The sequence below is a fragment of the Gemmatimonadota bacterium genome (genome assembly GCA_009838645.1).
Lineage (GTDB): Bacteria > JAAXHH01 > JAAXHH01 > JAAXHH01 > JAAXHH01 > JAAXHH01.
On record VXRC01000047.1, the window covers coordinates 86,121 to 106,419 of the forward strand.

General features: G+C 64.1%; 17 protein-coding genes. 7 read left to right on the forward strand and 10 right to left on the reverse strand.

Translation table 11 applies throughout. From position 1 onward, the window contains the following. Position 1: 1 nt before the first annotated feature. The 6 genes from F4Y38_13385 to F4Y38_13410 all read right to left on the reverse strand — a co-directional run bounded on the left by F4Y38_13385 (position 2) and on the right by F4Y38_13410 (position 6,776). Positions 2 to 883 carry an NAD(P)-dependent oxidoreductase gene (locus tag F4Y38_13385; GenBank protein MXY50275.1) on the reverse strand — a complete coding sequence of 294 codons (882 nt, stop codon included), beginning with the start codon at positions 881 to 883 and terminating at the stop codon, positions 2 to 4. 8 nt (positions 884 to 891) lie between these two features. Then, positions 892 to 1,278, reverse strand: a complete 387-nt coding sequence (locus tag F4Y38_13390; protein MXY50276.1) for a cupin — start codon at positions 1,276 to 1,278, stop codon at positions 892 to 894. Between the two features lie 192 nt (positions 1,279 to 1,470). Continuing rightward, positions 1,471 to 2,391, reverse strand: coding sequence for an SDR family oxidoreductase (locus F4Y38_13395; protein MXY50277.1), 921 nt, complete (start codon positions 2,389 to 2,391; stop codon positions 1,471 to 1,473). After that, positions 2,366 to 3,349: an amidohydrolase gene (locus F4Y38_13400; protein ID MXY50278.1), complete on the reverse strand. Its 984-nt coding sequence runs from the start codon at positions 3,347 to 3,349 to the stop codon at positions 2,366 to 2,368. Before F4Y38_13400 ends, F4Y38_13395 begins: the two co-directional genes overlap by 26 nt. A 33-nt stretch (positions 3,350 to 3,382) precedes the next feature. After that, on the reverse strand, positions 3,383 to 5,965 hold the full coding sequence (locus F4Y38_13405) for a peptidase M14 family protein (protein ID MXY50279.1): 2,583 nt from the start codon (positions 5,963 to 5,965) through the stop codon (positions 3,383 to 3,385). Positions 5,966 to 6,032: 67 nt separating this feature from the next. Then, positions 6,033 to 6,776: a peptidylprolyl isomerase gene (locus F4Y38_13410; protein ID MXY50280.1), complete on the reverse strand. Its 744-nt coding sequence runs from the start codon at positions 6,774 to 6,776 to the stop codon at positions 6,033 to 6,035. 333 nt (positions 6,777 to 7,109) lie between these two features. On the opposite strand from F4Y38_13410, the gene F4Y38_13415 reads away from it, so the two are divergent. Continuing rightward, a complete protein-coding gene (locus F4Y38_13415; GenBank protein MXY50281.1) occupies positions 7,110 to 8,027 on the forward strand; it encodes a hypothetical protein in 918 nt (305 codons plus the stop codon). Positions 8,028 to 8,065: 38 nt separating this feature from the next. Continuing rightward, positions 8,066 to 9,280: a nucleoside permease gene (locus F4Y38_13420; GenBank protein MXY50282.1), complete on the forward strand. Its 1,215-nt coding sequence runs from the start codon at positions 8,066 to 8,068 to the stop codon at positions 9,278 to 9,280. 9 nt (positions 9,281 to 9,289) lie between these two features. Here the strand turns inward: F4Y38_13420 and F4Y38_13425 are convergent, their stop codons facing one another. Continuing rightward, the gene (locus F4Y38_13425; GenBank protein ID MXY50283.1) at positions 9,290 to 10,678 is read right to left on the reverse strand and encodes an amino acid permease; all 1,389 of its coding nucleotides are present in this window, start codon (positions 10,676 to 10,678) and stop codon (positions 9,290 to 9,292) included. Between the two features lie 192 nt (positions 10,679 to 10,870). Between F4Y38_13425 and F4Y38_13430 the strand changes: the two genes are divergently transcribed. Further along, positions 10,871 to 12,004 carry a LacI family DNA-binding transcriptional regulator gene (locus tag F4Y38_13430; GenBank protein MXY50284.1) on the forward strand — a complete coding sequence of 378 codons (1,134 nt, stop codon included), beginning with the start codon at positions 10,871 to 10,873 and terminating at the stop codon, positions 12,002 to 12,004. Positions 12,005 to 12,174: 170 nt separating this feature from the next. After that, on the forward strand, positions 12,175 to 13,218 hold the full coding sequence (locus F4Y38_13435) for a LacI family transcriptional regulator (GenBank protein MXY50285.1): 1,044 nt from the start codon (positions 12,175 to 12,177) through the stop codon (positions 13,216 to 13,218). Positions 13,219 to 13,252: 34 nt separating this feature from the next. Here F4Y38_13435 and F4Y38_13440 read toward each other — a convergent pair whose 3' ends face one another. Next, a complete protein-coding gene (locus tag F4Y38_13440; protein ID MXY50286.1) occupies positions 13,253 to 13,462 on the reverse strand; it encodes a hypothetical protein in 210 nt (69 codons plus the stop codon). 42 nt (positions 13,463 to 13,504) lie between these two features. On the opposite strand from F4Y38_13440, the gene F4Y38_13445 reads away from it, so the two are divergent. Beyond that, positions 13,505 to 14,563: a LacI family transcriptional regulator gene (locus tag F4Y38_13445; protein MXY50287.1), complete on the forward strand. Its 1,059-nt coding sequence runs from the start codon at positions 13,505 to 13,507 to the stop codon at positions 14,561 to 14,563. Positions 14,564 to 14,612: 49 nt separating this feature from the next. Here the strand turns inward: F4Y38_13445 and F4Y38_13450 are convergent, their stop codons facing one another. Both F4Y38_13450 and F4Y38_13455 read right to left on the reverse strand, forming a co-directional pair. Beyond that, positions 14,613 to 15,452, reverse strand: a complete 840-nt coding sequence (locus F4Y38_13450; GenBank protein MXY50288.1) for a phytanoyl-CoA dioxygenase family protein — start codon at positions 15,450 to 15,452, stop codon at positions 14,613 to 14,615. 48 nt (positions 15,453 to 15,500) lie between these two features. Beyond that, positions 15,501 to 16,550 carry a Gfo/Idh/MocA family oxidoreductase gene (locus F4Y38_13455; protein MXY50289.1) on the reverse strand — a complete coding sequence of 350 codons (1,050 nt, stop codon included), beginning with the start codon at positions 16,548 to 16,550 and terminating at the stop codon, positions 15,501 to 15,503. 1,047 nt (positions 16,551 to 17,597) lie between these two features. Here F4Y38_13455 and F4Y38_13460 point away from each other — a divergent pair. Both F4Y38_13460 and priA read left to right on the forward strand, forming a co-directional pair. Beyond that, on the forward strand, positions 17,598 to 18,206 hold the full coding sequence (locus F4Y38_13460; GenBank protein MXY50290.1) for a GWxTD domain-containing protein: 609 nt from the start codon (positions 17,598 to 17,600) through the stop codon (positions 18,204 to 18,206). A gap of 17 nt (positions 18,207 to 18,223) precedes the next feature. Then, positions 18,224 to 20,299 (forward strand): primosomal protein N' (gene priA, locus F4Y38_13465; protein ID MXY50291.1); only part of this gene is annotated, 2,076 nt, incomplete at its 3' end.

A 20,299-nucleotide genomic window follows, 5' to 3' on the forward strand; every position in this document is an offset into this window, starting at 1 on the left:
GTTATCCGGCCGGGTCGACGCCCGCCCGCTTCAGGTAATCTCCGATGTATTCGAGGAGGTCGGCCTGTGCGTTCCCCCGGTCCTGGTAACGCCTCAGGAGGTCCTCGACCATCGGGGCGATTTCCAACGGGACGTCGAGCGACCTGCCGAGCTCCACGCCCAGGTGCATGTCCTTCACCCCCAGGTCGACGGCGGAATACAGTGACTGGTCGTCCAGGAAGCGGGTCAGGCACCGCTCCATCATCCGGCTCTGGCCCATGCTCGGCCGGATGGCATCGATCAACTCACGCGGATCGATCCCCGCCCGTGCGCCGATGGCCATCCCTTCGCAGGCGCCGATGAAATTGATGAACATCATGAGATTGTTCACCAGCTTGGTCGCGACGCCGCTGCCGGTTTCCCCCATACGGACGACCGTTTCGCCCACGCCGCGCAAGAGGGGTTCGTACCGGTCGAACACCTCCTGAGGACCGCCGACGAACACGGTCAGGGTGGCGTCCCTGGCGCCGAAAACGCCGCCGCTGATCGGCGCGTCGAGCACGTCGATGCCCCGTGCCGCGCCTTCCCGGGCGATGCGCCGGACGAGTTCCGGTTCGCCGGTGCTCGTGTCGATGAAGACCGTACCGCGAGCGAGCCCTTCGAACACGCCGTTCTCGCCCAGGACGACCGTTTCCACCACGGCGGGACCGGGGAGCGAGGTAAGGACCGCGTCGGCGCCCGAGGCCGTCTCGCGGGGGGACGAAGCCCATTCGGCCCCGGCCTCCAGCAGGTTAGCGGCCTTTTCCTCGTCCAAGTCGTGGACGCGCAGGGCGTGTCCGGCGCGCAGGAGGCTGGCGGCCATGGGATTGCCCATGTTGCCCAGCCCGATGAATCCCACGTTCATGGCCGGCCCTAACGCGTTTCGTCGATGGTCGGGAAGTCACCCGGTATGGTGATCTCGATGACTTCGAAATCGTCGGAGTACTCCATGAGTTCATGGGCGACGCCGGGCGCCTGGTACCACGCGTCGCCCGCGGTCACCTCGATCTCGCCCACGTCCGCCAGATCGATGCGCGCCCAGCCCTTGAGCAGGTAGTTCATCTGGAACTCGAGTTCGTGGGAATGATAGCCCATGGGGCCGTCGCAGGACTGGGCGGCCCGGATGACGTGGGCCATCACCCGGCCTTCGGTGGCGGACTTCATGCCCAGGTCGCGGTACACGAAATAGGGCCGCAGCCCCTTTTCCCAGTCCGCGCCGTCCGCATGCGCCGCGAAGGACTTGGACGTGTTCTCAGCCATGATGGTGCTCCTTTTTGGTTGGAAACGACAGATGCCGACGATAGAGTCACAAAGGCGGGTGACAGCGTATCATAGACGAACGACAGCGTTACAGTGGCGAACGACGGATGCAGAGGGTCTGGCCCAAACGGCATCAGGGCGTGCCCCGGCTACGGGGCGCCCGCCCGAACGGCATTGAGGCGTGTGCCGGCATCAGGGCGTGCCCCGGCGCTCCCCGCCATCCATGTAGACCGCGGTGCCGAAGACATACGAACAGGGTTCGGACGCGAGAAAAGTCGCCACGGTTGCGACCTCTTCCGGTTCCGCAATGCGGCCGGCGGGAAGCCGCTCACCGGCTTCGCGAAGCAGGTCCTCGACGTCGCGGCCCTGCCGGTCGGCCTCCGCCTGCTGCAGATCCCGGGCCCGCTTGGTGTTCGTCATGCCGGGACAAATGGCGTTGACCAGGATGCCGTCTCCCGATACCGCGTCCGTCAGGGCTCGCGTGCAATTGAGTACGGCGATGTTGGCGACACTCAGCGGGATGTTGCCGCGACCGGGGCTCGTTCCCGCGCTGCCGGCGATGTGGACGATGCGTCCCCACCGGTTCTTCTGCATGTACGGGATCACCAATTGGGACATCCGCAGGTATCCGTGGGCCTTGAGCGCCAGCCCCTCGTCGATCTGTTCCGTGGGTAGCTCCAGGATGTCGCCTCCCCGGGCCGCTCCGGCGCAGTTGACGAGGATGTCGATACCGCCGAAGGTGTCTGCGGCCTCCCGGATCACCTTGCGGCAGTCGTCCAGCGAGGTCAGGTCGCCCGTGACCGCGTGTCCCTCGCCGCCCGCCGCTTCGATTTCCCGGACCACCTCGTCCAGCGGGTCCCGGTTCCGGGCCGTGACGCACACGCGGGCGCCCTCCCGGGCCAGGGCCAGTGCGCAGCAACGCCCGATGCCCCGGCTGCCGCCGGTGACGATCGCTCTTTTCCCACGGAGTTTCAGGTCCATGACTTCCGTTTCCGACTGATCGAGTTGCCGCCGCCCTCGGTCCGGTCGGCGGTGGTTCGTTCGGCCAGCCGAGGAGGATCGTTCGGCCCGGTCACCGCCGATTCGGTCACAACCCCAGCAGGCGAACGGCATTCCCTCCCAGAATAGCGGCGCGGTCTTCTTCGGTAAGGTCCATCGCGTTGATGCTCTCGATCATCTTCGGCATGCTGCCGATCTGGTGGGGATAGTCGCTCCCGGCCAGGATACGGTCGACCCCGGCGAAGCCCAGGGCGAAATGCAGCGCGTCCACGTCGAAATTGACCGTGTCGTAGTAGAACTGGTTCTTCAGGTAGACCGTGGGATGGTGCTCCAGGTTGGCGCGGCACTGCGGAAAGGCCTCGTAGCACCGGTCGAAGCGCTCGGCGAGGTAGGGCACGGCGCCGCCCAGGTGGCCCAGCACCCAGCGAATGTTCGGAAAGCGCTCCACCACGCCGCTGAAGAGCAGGCTGGCCGTGGCCAGGGTCGTATCCATGAGAAAGCCCACCGCGGGCATGAGCATGTAGTCCTTCATGGCCTCCACGCCCAGGGGGAAGGTGGGATGGATGAAGACGGCCATTTCACGATCGTCCGCGATCTCGTACATGGACCAGAAGCAAGGATCGCTGAGCGCCACGCCGTTGGCGTTGCTGTACACGCACGCCCCTTTGAGACCCAGCGAACCGACGGCCCGTTCCAGCTCGGCGGCGCAGGCCTCCGGCTTGTTCAGCGGAAGGGTAGCCAGGGCCGGCAGACGGTCCGGATGCGCCTGTTGTATCTCGGCGAAAAGATCGTTGACCTTGCTGCTGAGTTCGGCGGACCGGTCCGGCGTCTCGATGAGCGTGCCGGGCGCCGTGAATGTGATGACGTGGGTGTCGACGCCGGCCTCGTCCATGACCTCCACGCGCACGTCCATGAGCCGGTGGCCGGGCACCAGGATGTTGTAGTCGCCGGGAGAGTGCAGGACCGGGTTGCCGTCTTCGTCGTCGGTCACCGTGTACGCGCTGGGACCCTTCCGGATCTCCTCGACGTACCGGGGCGGATAGACGTGGTTGTGAAAATCGACGATGGGCATGGGGTGGGCGTGTCCTCTCCGCTCGATTGCGTGTCAGCTCCCGTACATCGCGTTGAAGAGCAGCTTGAAGGTGCCGTGGGTCTGGTTGCGGAAATTAACCTGGAATCCGTAGAGTACGATGCGGCCTTCGCCGTGGCGTACGCTGATCATGGCGGGCTTGCCGGCGATGTGTTCCTCTCCGATCAGCCACCCGCTCTCGAGCACGTCTTTTTCGGGATAGGCGGCGACCACCTCGTACAGGTCGTTGAAATGGGAAGGGTTGATCGAATACACGGGACTGCCGCGGTGCATGGCCAGGGCCCGCTCCGGCATTCCGTATCCCAGCCGGTGGGTGTTGTCGACCCGGATCCGCAGCATGGAACCGGGGCAGAAGAACGCGCTTTCCGGCAGTCCGGCCGTTACGTCGGTGATATGGAGGCCGAACTTCTCGATGGGAAGCCGGCACGCGCGGCCGACGGCCACGAGCGTACCGCCTTTCTCCACGAAGGTGCCGATGGCCTCGATTTCCGATTCACCCAGGGCGCTGCGGTACTTTTCGGGCTGGGGCACGGTCTTCAGGCGTCTTTCGATCTCCTGTTCCGTGCCGGCCATCATGTCCATCGTGTCGTCGGGCAGGATGAACGCGTCGCAGAGGTCGCTTAGATCGCCTTGGATATCGGCGTCCCGTACGGAGCAATAGGAAAAACCCGACTGTTCCAGCGTCATGCGGGTCCAGCCTTCGGGCATGTTGCCGCCCCAGTACCGCTGGTACATGGCGATACGCGGCGGCCCAACGGGATCGCCTTCCACCGGTGCTTCGAGGCGGTAGCCGGCGGCGCCGGCAGCCCGGACGATTTCCTCGGACCTCGCCTGGTCGATCCCGCTGACGATAAAGGCGCCGGGCGGCATAGCCGGCATGGCCGACATGGGCGGCATGGCCGGCATGCCTTGGCCACCCACGGAAAGGGAACCGGTGGCACGGCAGACTTCCGCACCCGCATCGAGGGCCGCGTTGACCGCGGCGAAGGCGGCGTTAAAACGAGGGTCGATGGCCATGCCGTGCGCGCCGTCGCCGGTCACCGCACCGTTCGCCGGCGCCGGTTCGGTCACGGCGTCCAGGTTCAGGGCATCCTCGTCCAGGGCGGCGTGGGGCACTTCCGCCGGTTCCGCGCGGACGCCCATCATCTCCGCCAGCGTGTCCGTCGTTGTGTCGAAGATCCTGGTGGGCGAGCCGTCGGCCTTGCGCGCCCAGGCGTCGTCCGGCCAGAAGGTCTGCTCCAGCAGCGTCTTGATCACGCCGCGCTTGGGCTGGGCGTTGGATATGAACCAGGTACCCGCGGGATAGACCCGGCTTCCCACCGTCGCCCGGGTCCGCGTGCGCCGCACGTCGATGCCCTGGCGAAGCAGGGCGTTCACCAGGTGGGTCACGACCGCCGGATCGTGCTGGTCCGGGCGGATGAAGAAACCCGCCGAATCGTCCTCCCGGCCCCTCCGGGTCTGATGCAGGGCCTTCTGCGCGGCGTTCCGCAGCACCGTTTCCCGGCACCGGGCCGCGATGTCCATGATTCCCCTGGCTGCGACGAGTTGCTGGTCCACCATGTCGCGCAGCCGCCACCATCCCCCCGGCCACGGATTCGGGAAATTGGTCTGCGGCTTGTAATGGGGCAGCGTGTGCAGGGTGTTCCCGTCCTCGCCCCTGAGCTGATGGGGATGCACGTAGAGGGGACTGGCCAGTTTGGCCTGGGCCGTTTCGGAAAGCAGGCTCGCGATGTTGTGGTAGTTGCCGAGCCAGTGAAACCCCATGTGGTACCAGGCCGGGAACATGGCGCCGCTGATGACACCCTTGTGGCCCGCTTCCTCCAGCTTGTAGACCATGTGGGCCCCGTACCAGTTGATCTCGCGCCATACGAGCGGGTCGGCGTGGGGATGAATGGGTTCGCAGTAGGGGCAGACGAAAAGGCGGGGCTGATAGCCGCCCATCTCGTGATGGTCCTGGAAGACGTGGGGATGCCAGTCCTGGAACATGATCCGGGCCATGTACTTCGATTCCACCAGGTTCAGCATGAAGGCGTCCCGGTTGTTGTCGTGTCCGCAGTACCGGTGATACAGCCAGGGCAGGTCGCATCCCTCGTATTCCGTGCCCAGGTGCTCGTTGTACCAGTCGGTCACCATGAGCTGGCCGTCCGGATTGAAGCAGGGCACCATCAGGAAGATGACGTTTTCCAGGATGTGCTTCGTGGCCTCGTCTTCGCCCGTCACCAGGTCGTAGGCGAGTTGGGGCGCCATCTGCGTCGCGGCAATCTCATTGGCGTGGAGGCTCATGGACTGGCAGACGATGACCTTGCCGTCCTGCACCAGGCCGTCGATTTCGGCATCGGAAAGGCCCCTCGGATCGGCGATTCGCCCGTTGACTTCCCGGAGCTCCTCCAGCCTGGCCTGGTTCTCCGCGGAGGTGATGATGGCCAGCAGGAAGGGGTTGCCCTCCGTCGTGGGACCCAGGTTGACCACGCGGATGTCCTCGCTCTGCTGGTTCAGCAGGTAGAAATACTCCGCGATGCGGTCCCAGCGGGCCATCTTGCGGTCGTCGCCGAGCCGGAAGCCGAAGAAGGATTCCGGTCGCTCAACGCGGTCGGCCATGAAACGCTCCTGTCCGTGGTTGTCCTGTCCGTGGTTGTCCTGTCCGTGGTTATCCTGACCGTGCTGCCTACCTGGTCTTTCTTTCCACTTTGGTGATCACGACCGGCGGCGTGAGACGCTGGTTTTCGCGGGGGGACACCTGGATCTTTCGGATCACGTCCATGCCCCGGGTCACCCGGCCGAATGCGGCGAATCCCTGTCCGTCCGGGTTGCGCTTGCCGCCGAAATCCAGTTCGGGCTGGTCGCCGATGCAGAAGAAGAACCCGGAGGTTGCCGTGTCCGGACCCATGCGCGCCATGGAGATGGCCCCGTCGACGTGCTTCAGTCCGGTCGCGGAAGTCCGTTCGAGGGGAATCGGATCGATTCCGCTGTTGGGCGGATAGCTGTCGTCCCGGTAATCGGGGTTTACGGCGCCCTGTATCACCTCGATCTTCACGTCGTTGTTCGGCTGGTTGTCCATGGTCACCGTCCGGTGGAACACCCCGCCGTTGTACTGTCCGGCATCCACGTACCGCATGAAATTCGCCACGGTAACCGGTGCGCGGACCGGGTCGAGGACGATTTCGATGGTCCCCGCTTCCGTGGTCATCTCCAGAGTAATTTCTTCTTCCTGGGCGTGGACCTGGCCGCCCGGGAGGGCAGGACCGGCCAGTCCAGCCAATCCGGCCAGTCCTCCCGGTTTGGCCAATCCGGCCAGTCCGCCCGTTCCGCCGAAGAGACCGCAGAGCAGCAGGCCGGCCGGTACACCGAGGAGACCGCGAAGCAGCAGGCCGGTCAGGAGGTGTTTTGTATTAGTCGCCGGATTTCTCATGAGCATGATCCCCGTCCGGTAAACGGCATCACGGCCACCCGTGACGCCCGGTCCGGATGACCGTGGGATGAACACCGTCGTGATTACGTGGAAACAGCAGCGGATACCGGTTCCCCCGGCAATGCGGGACGAACCTGAAAACGTAAGGCATGATGAAACCGGGGTGGGTCCCTGTCAAGCGTTTTATGGTTGCGGCCAGCGGGGTTACGGCGCCCTTTCGACACGGGCAAAAACCTTGACAGTGCGACAGGCGCGGTGGAACTTATGAGCATAACCCGAGCCGTCAGTTTTCTCCTGTCGGGCCTTCGCGGCCGGCCCCCGAGATGACCTCCCATGAACAGGCGATTTGCACGGTCCGAACAGACCGCATGGTTTGCATGGTTCGCGCGGTCCGCATGGCCCGTACAGTACGCACACCGGATCGGACAGTACCTCGAACGGTACGAGTTCGAAGATCTGGTTCCCCACCCGCTGAAGCGGTTTTCGCGCCGGTTTCTCGGCGCCGGGGTCTGGTTTGCCGCCTTCCTGCATTTCTTCGCCGCAGGTGGCATCTATGTATACAGTCAGATCGACTTCGAGCCCATGGTGGAGCTTGAGATCCTGCCCTATCCAGATCACCTGATCGACCTCATCGATCCGGCCAGGCTGCTCACGTCGGAGCAGGGCGGCGGCCGGCCCGGACGGCTCGAGCCGCCGGAGGATCCCGGTGATGACATCATGAGCCAGGGCGTGCCCGTTCCCGTGGTCGTGGGGATACCCGAACCGATCGACGACAGCCTGATCGCCGAGGAGCACGAAATCGCTTCACAGGAGGAGATGGAAAGGGCCGTGGCTGTCGCCATGGATACCGAAAGCGACCCCGGCGACGAGACGGGGATGGCAGGATCGGGCGTCGCGGGAGGCGTCGAAGGGGGAAGCGGGAGCGGCGGTACGGGCGGACTCGGCGAAGGGGGCGACGGAACCTGGAAATACGACACGCCGCCTATACCTCGCCGCCTCAACATGAGCATCTCCCGGAGGGAAATCCCGCGTAATCTGCGCCACGTTAAGGACAGCATCGTCCGGTTCGAGCTGCTGATCGATGAACAAGGGGAGGTCGTGGACGCCACCATGATCGAATCGACCGGGTACGCCGAGATCGACGATCTGCTGCTCCAAAAGATCTACGCTTCCAGATATCATCCCGCCACCCTGAGGCAGCATCCGGTCAAGGCGTGGATCGCCGTAGGCTACGGCTACAAGGTCAGGTAGTCTTGGTGTCCGCCGCCGGCCCATAGAACCAGGATTCCATGTCCCCATCCCTCTGTCTCATGATGTTCCTCCAGTTCTTCATCTGGGGGGCCTGGTTCACGACGATCGCCGTCTACATGAGCGCCCACGGGATGGGAGACCTGACCCACTGGCCCTACACGGTGAACCCGGTGGCCGCGATCATCTCCCCCTTCTTCCTGGGCCTGGTGGCGGACCGCTATTTCGCGCCGGAACGGATCCTCGGCTGGCTGCACATTCTCGCGGGCGGTGTCATGCTGCTCGTTCCCCGGGCCGTGGATTCGCCGTTCCTCTTCATCCTCCTCCTGCTGGCCTACAACATCTGCTACATGCCGACCCTGGGCCTGGTGAACGCCATCACCTTTCACCGGGTCGAGGACCGGGAAGCGCAGTATCCGCTGATCCGCGTGTTCGGCACGGTAGGCTGGATCGCGGCGGGACTCTTCATCAGCTTCGTCCTGGGGCTGTTCACGGGCGGGGTCATACCTGAGGAGACGGCCTGGCCGCTCTACACGACGGGGGTCGCCGGCCTGGTCATGGGACTGTACAGCTTCACACTCGGCCGGACGCCGCCGGCCGCCGCGGGGAGGAAGGCGTCGCTGCGGTCCGTGATCGGGCTGGACGCCCTGCAGGAACTGGGAAGCCGGTCGTTCTACCTGTTCATCCTGAGCGCCCTTCTCCTCTGCATCCCGCTGGCCTTCTACTACAACTTCACGCAGATCTACCTCGGCGCGACGGGATTCACGAACATCGCGGGCACACAGACCCTGGGCCAGTTTTCCGAGGTGTTCCTGATGCTGTGCATGCCCTTCTTCTTCCGGCGCCTCGGCGTGAAGCGGATGCTGCTGATCGCCATGGCCGCCTGGATCGTCCGGTACGGGCTGTTCTCCCTCGGCGCGCCAGACGCCCTGTGGACCCTGATCGTCACGGGGATCATCCTCCACGGCATCTGCTACGACTTCTTCTTCGTGACTGCCCACGTCTACATGGACCAGCAGGCGACACCCGCGAACCGGGGGCAGGCCCAGGGGCTGTTCGTCCTCGTTTCCAGCGGACTGGGCATGCTGATCGGCGCCCAGATCGCCGGCCGGGTCTACAATGCCTTTCTCGGTTCGACGGGGAGCCTCAGCCTGTCGGACTGGCAGGTATTCTGGATCCTGCCCGCCGCCCTTGTCATTCTGGTCTTGATTCTGTTCGCGGCGGGATTCAGGGAGGGGAAGCGCCCGACGGGGTAAAAGAATCCGTCAGGCTTTCCGGAACCAGACCAGGTAAACCACGGCCCCCAGGCCCAGGCATCCCAGTCCGGGCAGCGCCTGCAGGAAGTTCTGGGTGACGACCGTCACCACGACCCACGCCACCACCACCAGGAACAGCACCGGCACGTAGGGATAGCCGGGGACTTTGTACGGACGGTGCGCGTCCGGATGCTTGCGCCGGAGCACGATGAGGGCGAGGACGTTGAGCCCGTAGTACAGGTAGACGATGTAGACGAAGGCGTTGATGATGGCCTGGAAGCCGCCCAGGAAGGTCCACACGAATCCCATGATCGACATGGCCACGACGGCGCGGGACGGCGTCCGGAACCGGGGGTGGACGTGGGTGAACCACTTGAAGAACAGGCCCGCTCTCGCCATGGCATAGGGAATCCGGGGGGTGATGATCATGGTGCCGTTCATGGTGCCGAAGGTCGAGATCATGACGGCCGCCGAGATCAGCGACGCGCCCACGGGGCCGATCAGCCGGCTCGCCGCGTCGGCCGCCACACGCTCGGAGGCCGCGATTTCGTCAATGCTCAGGACGTACAGATAGGACCAGTTGACCGCGAGGTAAACGAGCGTGCAAAGGCCCAGGCCGAAGAAGATCACCCGGGGCAGGATACGCTGGGGGTCCTTCACTTCCCCCACGACCATGTTGGTGTTGACCCAGCCCTGGTAGGCGAAGAGCCCGCCGATCATCGCCGGTCCGAGCACGGCCAGGATGCTGAAGTCGATGTCCGGCGGCACCAGCGGAACGAAGTGCTCGCTGTTTCCGCCGATCCAGGCGGCCAGCATCGCCAGGCCGACCAGGGCCGTTACCTTGGCGAAGGTCGTCAGGTTCATCACGAGTCCGCCGAAACGGACGCCGACGTAATTGACATAGCAGAGGAACAGGATCAGCGCCCAGACGGCGACCTGCTGGGAAGAGATGTTCAGGGGACCGAGTTCCAGCACGGTGATCTGGGACGAAATCGCCGGGATGAAATACCCCATATAGCTGGTGCATATGGCGCCGATGGCGGCCATGCCGGCACTCTGGAGCAGCACGAACTCCACCCATCCGTAAAGGAAGGCGATGATGGGCGGGAAGGCCTCGTTGAGGTAGACGAACTGCCCGCCGCTCCGGGGCATCATGGTACCGAGTTCGGCGAAGCACAGGGCTCCGGCGAAACCCAGCGCCCCGCCCAAAATCCATACCAGGAGGAACAGGCCGGGGTTGCCGAGTTGCTGGGCAATGCCCGCCGGCGCGCCGAAGATGCCGGAACCGATAATACCGCCGACGATGATGGTCGTGGCGGATACCACGCCCAGATCGCGTCTGAGTTCGGTTTCGAGTTGGAAAGGACTGGATGAACCGGGTTTCACGGAAAAGAAGATACCATCCGATGGGAAAGGTACGCCACAGTTTTATTCGCGGCGGGCCAAGGGGCGGCCGGGCGCGCGTCCACCTTGCCGCTTGACAAGCGTCCTGGCGTGAATCTACCTTTGAAGGACACCCACTGCAGGATACCCACACCGCAGACCCGGATCACCCAAAATGCAATCGAGATGCCGTACCCATAAACCAGTGTGTCGTCACAGCCAAATAAGCACACGTGTGCGCTGGATGGACAGGACATTGATTCAGCCCGCCGTTGTGTGCCGCGCGCAGCCACGGGAGCCAGCCCCTTGAGGAACAGGCCGGTCACGATCAAGGACATCGCCAGGCGGCTGGGTATTTCGTACTCCACGGTCTCGAGGGCGCTGTCTCCCCGCACGTCCCACCTCGTAAAGGAACAGACGCGTCTGCTCGTGAGGCGGGCCGCGGCGGAGATGAACTATTCGCCCAATCTCCTGGCCCAGGCTTTCGTGCAGGGAACGGAAGGCGTCCTGGGGTTGGTGACCAACCGGATCGGCCAGGAATTCACCGGTAGGCAGATCAATCACCTGGTGCGGGCCGCCGCTCGAGAAGGTTACCAGGTGCTGGTCGCGGCGGTCTCGAGCCGGAGGGCATCTTCCGGGAAAATCGAAAGTGTCGAACGGTCCGCACAGGCCGAGCAGTTCATGCATCTGAAGGCCCGCGACGTAGACGGCATCCTGGTCCAGGCGCTCGGTGACGTAAGCGAGTCGGCCCGGATCGTCCATGCAGCGGGAGGCAAACTGCCCGTAGCGGCCTTTGGATACGCCGTGGACGATGTCTCGAGCGTGCTACTGAACCCGGCTCCGGGCATGCAGGCTGTGACCGAACATCTCATCGGGCTCGGCCATGAACGGATCTGCTTCCTCGGTGAAGACCCGATCGGCTCGGGCGGTCCGCGGTCCCATGTAAAGGGCTACCGCGGCGCGATGGGCAGGCACGGACTGACACCCCGCATCGTTCCTGTCGAAACCGGAAGCGCCCGATCCGGATACAACCTGGGCAGGGCGCTGCGCGGCCGGTACACGGCCATTGTATGTTGCTCTGACTACACGGCCCTCGGCGTCAGCAGGGGACTGATCGAATCCGGCGTGCGGGTTCCCGACGACATGGCGGTAACCGGTTTCGGAAACAGCGAGGTCTCGGCTTACGTCAGGCCATCCCTGACTACGCTTTCCATTCCCTTCGAGGACATGGCCGCCCTGGCGATACAGGTCATCCTTCACCAGATCCACGGCCTCCCCGCCCCGCGGCGGAGCGTCTTCGAACCCTATCTTACCGTCCGGGAATCCTGCGGCTCGGGATAAGACCCCACCTCAGAAAAAACTGATTGACACGCGCACCGGGCCTGACCAAATTCGGTTTTGCAAACGTGTGTAATGCGCCGCTCAAATCTGCAAAACGGGCGCCGTTTCCGGACTTCAGACGGATAACCGGCTGCCCGTAACACGTCCGGGAAACCGGCGCGGAAGGGCCGATGAGAAAGAAGCGGGTGACGATCAAGGACATCGCGAAGACGCTGGGCGTCTCCCACACCACGGTCTCTCGCGCCCTGTCCCGGAACAAGTCGCACATGGTGAGCGTGGAAACCCGCCGGCGGGTGGAACAGGTTGCCGAGGAGTTTTCCTACCGGCCCAACCTGCTGGCCAAGGGATTTGCCACGGGCAGGACGGGCACGCTGGGCCTGCTGGCCGGCGAAAGCTACCAGGAGCAGGCCGGCACGCAGATCGAAAGTTTCCTGAGGGCCGCGGACGAACGGAACTACCGGCTCCTGGTGGGCATGTCCGCCGAATGGGGCTCCTCGTCTCCGGAGACCGGCCAGGCCGCGCAGATGGAGCAGTTCATATCAAGCGGCATTGACGGACTCCTGGTCCAGACCATGGGCGACGAGGGAGAGTCGGAGCGTATCCTGGCCGCGGTCGACGACCGGGTGCCCGTAGTGACTTTTCACTATCCCGCCCGGGGTTTCCCCGGCGTGGTGCTGGACTACACGGCGGGGTTCCACCGGGCAACGGAGCATCTGATTGCGCTGGGTCACCGGCGCATCGGGTACCTTGGCGAAAACTGGGAAGGCACCGGTCATGACGCCGCCAGGGGCAGGGGGTATTTCAAGGCCATGACCGAACACGGTCTCCACCCCGTTTGCCTGCCCGTCGGCCGCCAGCAGACGGAATCCGGCTACCGGCTGTCCAGGGAGGTGAAGGACCGGTTCACCGCCCTCCTGTGCTGCAGCGACTACACGGCCATCGGCGTATACCGCGGCCTGGGTGAATCGGGGATCCGCGTGCCCGACGACGTGGCCATCGTGGGCAACGGAGATTCGGACGTATCGGCATTCGTGACCCCCGCGCTTACGACGCTGTCGACGCCCACCAGGGGAATCGCGCGCGCGGCGATGGAACTGATGGTGAAGATCCTCGAGGGCCGCGAGGTAGCGTGTCAGATCGTGCTTGCGTCCAATCTGATCGTAAGGGAATCCTGCGGATCCGGCGCCGTGGACCCCACCGCGATGCCGTGGTGACCCGCGCAAGGTCCGTCGTTTCGCCGCCGCCGTCCTACCGGTTGCCGCCCATCCTTGCGCCGCCGGTCCTTGCGCCGCCGGTCCTTGCGCCCGCGATTTCAACGTCCTTGACACGGAACCGCCCCATTTTATCTTTATGGGTGGTGTCTTTCTCTGCTGGCGTACTGATTCGAAAACGCGTTTCATCATCCCAACCCGTGCGTTCACGTCCTAACTCGGCCGTTCTGGATTCCTGCGCGGTCACGGCCCGTTCCGGCCGGTCCGTTCCGCAGTGGAATTGCAGTCAATGACAGATCGGCCCTCGGTTAGATCGGATCGGTCCATGAGAGTCAAGCAGGTCACCATCAAGGACATTGCGCAGAGACTGGGGATCTCCCACTCCACGGTCTCGCGGGCCTTGTCCCGCAGCGCGGCCTATCTCGTCAGCGAGAAGACCCGGATGCTCGTGAAGCAGACCGCGGACGAGATGCAGTATACGCCCAATCTGATGGCGCAGGGATTCGTAACGGGCAAGACGGGCACGCTGGGCTTGCTCACCTACCAGATCTCCCTTGAAACGTACGGAAACCAGACGGAACAGATTCTCAGGGCGGCCGAGCGAGAACACTATCAACTGCTGATGGGCATGGCCGTGAACCGGACTTCCCGGTCTTCGCAGGACGACCAGGGCATGCAGATCCGGCAGTTGATCTCAAGGGGCGTGGACGGGCTCCTGATCAACACGCGGGGCGACCGGGGGGAATCGGACCGGATACGGGACATGGTGCGGAACCACATACCCGTGGTGACGTACCACTATCCCACGGAGCATATCAGCGGTGTCGTGCTGGATCTCGAGGCCGACTTCTATCACGCGACGAACCACCTGATCGAACTGGGCCACCGGCGGATCGGGTACATCGGCCGGAACCTGGACCTCGAAAGCCCGGTTTCGTCCAAGGGAAGAGGGTACTGCAGGGCGATGGGGGACAACGACCTGCCCCATGAGATCATCCCGCCCCTGGGCAGCCGCGGCGAAGGCGGATATATCCAGGGACTGAACCTGCGGGATCGGTTCTCCGCCTTGCTCTGCAGGGATGATTACACGGCGATCGGCATTTGCCGCGGCCTGCGGGACGGGGGGCTTCGTATACCGGAAGACGTGGCCGTGGTGGGTTTTGGAGATATTGATGTATCGGCCTACCTTTCGCCTGCGCTGACCACGATGGCCGTCCCCTATCAGGAAATAGCGGGGACGGCGATGAATCTGCTGCTGCGCAAGATCGGCGGAGCAGATTCGGCCGAGCAGGTCACGCTCCACTCCCGCCTCATCGTCCGGGAGTCCTGCGGCGGGAACAAGGACTAGGTCCTGCCCGGCCTCCTGGCGTACTCGTTCCGGTCCCCGAACCAGGGCTTTACCCCCAGCGGTCCAGGCCCAGCAGCCGGCGTCCCAGCGTGGTGAGGCGCGCGGGACCGCTTCGGCGCTCGAAGCCGCGCGGATCGCCCGGGAAGGCGTCCGGGTTCATGCGGTTCCTCCAGAGCGAGATGCGGTGTTGCCGGTGGCTTTCATCATCCTTCACGCTCGGGCTCATTGAAATGTACTGGCACCAGCGGGGCCTGTCGGAAGTGTTGCGGCTGTTCCCGTGGGGCAGCAGGCTGTGCCAGATGAGCAGGTCGCCGGCCTTGCCGGGGATGGCGACCGGTTCCAGCCCAGTCATGTCCGGCCGCATGGGATCGCGGTCGGAAGGCTGGGTCTTCACCCATTCGAAGAACCGTTTGTGGAACCCCGGCACGCACTGGAAGCCGCCCTGGTCCGCGTCCGTATCTGTCAGGTACAGCACGCCCTGGACCTTGAAAGTCTCGGAATGGGCCGACGTGTCCATGTCCCAGTGAATCAGTGACTCTTTGAACCCGTGCGGCCGGTCTTCCCGTTCCGGCGGCGTCATGTTGGCCCGGTCGATGCTCACCCACAGCTTCTCCTCGTTCCACAGGGTCTTGAACGCCTCGTATACCCGCTCATGCTGCCGGTTGTCCCACATCGCCTGGTGATGGTACATTTCGACGAAACCGAGACGGCGGGGCGGATCGGCGTACCAGGTCTCCGGATCGCGGGGGTCCAGGTCCAGGAACGCGGCGATGGCGGAAATCGTGGCTTCCAGGTGAGCGGCGGGTACGGCATCGGGTATGATCACGTAGCCGTTTTCGTCCCAGCAGGACCACTGATCGTCGGTGAACAACGCATATCCTCCCGGCATATCGTGGCGAGGCTAAAGCGGCGCGCCGGCACGCCAGGTTCCAGCGGCTCAGATCAAGGGTTCAATGGGCACTTCACGGCCCGTTTCGGCGGACCGGTAGATGCCGTTCAATATCTGTTGCACGAGGAGGCCGTGCTCACCCGGCGCCTCGGACGGTTTCCGGGTCCGCACGCAGTCGATGAAATGTTCCATCTTGAAGCGGAAACCATCCATATCGGGTAGGTAGTCCGGCTTGATGTTGATCATGGTGCCGGACTGGTCCTTGAAGACCCGGGGAGGAAGGAACTGCCCACCGGCTTTTTCGCCCATCAGCGAGAACGTCCATTCTCCCTTTCCGATATGCGCCGCGAAGGAAGCCTCCACGGAGAGCGTGGCGCCGTTGTCGAACCGGATCATCCCCACCGCCAGGTCCTCGACCGAGTACGTCTCGTGATCCCAGTCGGGCCACATGGAAACCGTGTCGCTGGGCCGGTCTCCCAGGTAAGTGTAGGCGCTTCCGAAGGCGCTTACGGGCTGGGGAGAGCCCATGAGATAGTGGGCCGCTTCGATCATGTGCACGCCGATATCGATCAACGCGCCCCCGCCCTGAAGGTCTTTGCGGCCGAAGACGCCCCAGTTCGGTATCCCGCGGCGGCGGAGGGCCAGACAACGTCCGTACAGGATCTTACCGAATTCTCCCCGGTCTATGAAGCGCTTGAGCATCCGGGCCTCGGGCGCGAACCGGTGCTGAAAACCGATCACCAGGAGGCGGCCCGTGTCCCGGCTCTCCTTAACCATTTCCGCGGCCTCTTCCGCCGTGATGGCCATGGGTTTCTCCACCAGGACGTCCTTGCCGGCCCGGAGCGCGTCGATGGTCGGTTCGCAATGGGTGCTGTTCGGCGTGCCCACGGTAACCGCGTCGATCGAGTCCATTGCCAGCAGTTCCCGGTAGTCCTCGAAGCAGTGGGGTATGTCGTACATTTCCCGGCAGGTATCCAGGGCGCCGGCGCTGATGTCCGCGACCGCCGCCAATTCCACGTCGTCCATTCCGGACAGGTATTTCATGTGTTCGCGGGCGATACCGCCCCCACCGATGAAACCGACCTTCGTTTTAGGCACACTGCCATCCTTTCTTCATGCCGCGGACCTCGTTTCCCGATGAACCGTCACGCCCGTTTCGCCGAAGGGCAAGTCGATACGGGGAACTGAATCGATGCATTTGTATTCAATACTATAAGGAACGTTGACGCGAATGCGCGACGCGCGCGGATGCAAATAATACTTTTGCGGGTCGACGAAATGCAAATATATTGCATGGTAAACCCCGACACAACTCTATCAAGGCACCAGGGAAGGCGCTTTGGCGGGCGTTTTCGATCGAGGTCCGCGCGGGCAAGGCCGCGTGCCTATTTTACGCGCAGTGGAGGTTCGATGTTCGGCGCTGGAAGGTGGATCAAGGTGTTTTCAGGGCTCGCGATGCTGCTCGCGGTGCCGGCCGTAACCGTGCTCGCCGCTCCGGCAGCGGCTCCGGCGGACCGCGTTCCGGATCAGTCGGGCAGGATCAACCCGAGCCTCGCCGTGGTGGACATCGTCACCTCGCGCGGCGATACGGTGGACAGCACGCGTGTCGACTGCTACTACCGCCTTTCGAACGAACTGTTCAGTTTCGTCCGGTCCGGGGACCGCTACGCCGCCCGTTTCGAACTCTCGCTGATCGTGATCGACGATGACGATTACCAGGTTACCGCCGAGACCATCCGGGATTCGGTCCTGGTGGATTCGGAAGTCGAGATGCGGGTGATGGACCATTCCCGCGCAAAACTGTACACCACCTACCTTCCCCCGGGCAAGTATGATCTCGAGATCAAGCTCTACGACCAGGATACCGGCAGCCAGCATGACATGGCCAGACCTTTCGAGGTGCCCGATTACTTCAGGGACAGGCTGAGCGTAAGCGACATCCAGTTCGCCGGACTGGTCCTGGAAGGGTCCTCCAACGTCGGCCTGGAACGCAGGGGCATCCGGATCGTTCCCAACCTGACCCGGGCCTTCGGCGAAGACCATACCGACATGTACATCTACTACGAGGTGTACTCGGACGCGGACGGAGAGGCGCAACAGCCGCTGTCGGCGGTATACAAGATCAAGTCGCCGTCGGGCAAGGTGATGCTGGACCGGGAGGAACCCCTGGAACGGCAGGGCCATATCGGCGCGTACAGCGGCCGGTTCGATACCAGCGACCTGCCCCAGGGGGTGTACACCCTCGAAATCGAAGTCGATGACCGCGCCGTTCGAAACCGGGCGAAGGCCAAATCGGAATTCCACATCACCTGGCAGTTCCTGCTGCCCCTGTCGACGGCCAGGAACTTCAGGGAGATCACCGAGCAGTTGAGGTATATCGCCAAGAACGACGAGTTGGATACGCTGAAGAAGTACAGGGACGCGCCCGCGGGAGAACAGAAAGTCGCCCTGGAGACGTTCTGGAAACGCCGGGACCCCACGCCGGGAACGGACCGGAACGAACACATGATCACCTATTACAGGCGGATCGCGTACGCGAACGAAAACTTCGACGACGGACTCCGGAAAGGCTGGCGCAGCGACCAGGGCCGGGTCTATATCGTCTACGGTCCGCCGGACGAGGTGGAGCGGCACACCTGGGACCGGTCCTACTCCCATCCGTACCAGGTATGGCACTACAACAACATAAGCCGTAGTTTCGTCTTCGTCGACTTCGACGGCTATGGCAGGTATCAGCTCTATCGGGTTTATTGAAACGGCGGTTACAGCCTATGGCGGCTTCCGTCCGGTTTGCCGAAATAGCCCTCCCTCTACCGGTCGACCAGGTATTCTCCTACAGCATTCCGGACAATCTCCTCGACACGGCCCTGCCGGGACGCAGGGTGTCCGTCGCCTTCACGAACCGCAGGATGACCGGCGTCATCTCGGCGCTTTCGGACACCTGTCCCGTGCAGCGGTACAGGCCGCTGTTGGACGTCCTCGACAACGAGCCGGTCCTGGACGCCTCGCTGCTCGAGCTCACGCGGTGGATCGGCCGGTACTATCTCTGCCCGTGGGGCGAAGCGATCAAGGCCGCCCTGCCCGCGGGCCTGTTGTCGGAAAGCGAACAGGTCGTCAGACGGGACGAACCGTGTCCCCCCGAGTGCATGGACCGGCTCCGCCGCGCCGCGCCCCGGCAGGCCGAATTGCTTGCCCGGGTTCCGGAACAGGGCGCCGTCACCCTGTCGAGCCTCCGGCGCAGGACCCGCATCCGGCAGCCCTTCGCGGCCCTTCGCGGCCTCGAAGCGAAGGGCCTGGTAACGATTTCGATCGGAGATACCGGCACCGGTCCGGGCATCCGGTACGAGACCTGGGTCGAACTGATCCCGCCGAAGGAGGAGGCGGACCGGATCGTGACCAGGCTGATCCCCCGCGCGACCCGGCAGGCCAGTTGCATCAACCTCCTGGCGCGGCACGGTGGCCGGCTGACCACGGAGCAGCTCCGTCACCTGGGCCGGATCGAACGGGCCGTGGTGCGGAGACTGGAGAAAAAGGGCCTGGTGTCGCTCCGGGAGGTGGAGACGATACGCGACCCCTACCGGGACGCCGTACTGCCCGAACCGGTAAAGGTCGATCCCACGGCGGAGCAGGCCGAGGCGCTGCGGGCGATCCACGGCGCCATCGGCCGGGGCGCGTTCAAGTCCCTGCTGCTCTACGGCGTCACCGGCAGCGGGAAGACGCACGTCTATGTAAAATCCATAGAAAAGACCCTGGAAGCGGGCCGGTCGGCCATCGTGCTCGTGCCGGAACTCGCCCTGACCCCGCAGGCAGTGCGGCAGTTCCGCGCCCATTTCGGCGATCTTGTGACCGTTTTGCACAGCGGCCTGTCCCCGGGAGAGCGGTACGACTCCTGGCGGCGGACCCGCGCCGGGGACTACCGCATCGTCGTCGGCGCCCGGTCCGCCGTGTTCGCGCCGCTGTCCAATCTCGGCCTGATCGTCATCGATGAGGAACACGAACCGTCCTACAAGCAGTTCGACGATCCCCCGCTTTATCATGCGCGGGACGTGGCGGTCGTCCGAGCGCGCACGGTGAACGCCGTGACGGTCATGGGCAGCGCGACGCCTTCCCTGGAGACCTACGCCAATACGCAGACCGGCAAATTCGAATGCTGCCGCCTGACCGAGCGGGTGGACCGGCGGCCCCTGCCGGGCGTGCGGATCGTGGACATGCGGGAGGAACGCAGGCTGGGGCGCTTTTCGATTTTCTCCGCTCCCCTGGCCGACCGGATCAAGGACCGGCTCGCACGGAAGGAGCAGATCATACTGTTCCTGAACCGCCGCGGATTCTCGCCCTTCGTCCAGTGCTACGACTGCGGACTGTCCGTGTCCTGTCCCAACTGCAGCGTGACGATGACCTACCACGCCGACAGCCTGTTCATGCGGTGCCACTACTGCGACCACAGGGACCAGGCGCCGGAGGTCTGCCCCAAGTGCCGTTCCAGGTCGATCGGATACCGGGGCGTCGGCACCCAGCGCGTCGAGGAGGAACTGAAGGAGCGGTTTCCGGACGCCCGCATCGTCCGCATGGACATGGACACCACGTCGCGGAAAGGTTCCCACCAGGACATCTTCCACCGCGTGCTGAACCGCGAGGCGGACATCCTGCTCGGCACGCAGATGGTGGCCAAGGGGTTCGACTTCCCGAACGTGACGCTCGTGGGCGTCATCTCGGCCGACACGTCGCTCAACCTCCCGGATTTCAGGGCCAGCGAGCGGACCTTTCAGTTGCTGACGCAGGTGGCCGGACGGACCGGGCGGGGAGAGCTGGGCGGGGAGGTGATCGTCCAGACCTATTCGCAGGGCCAT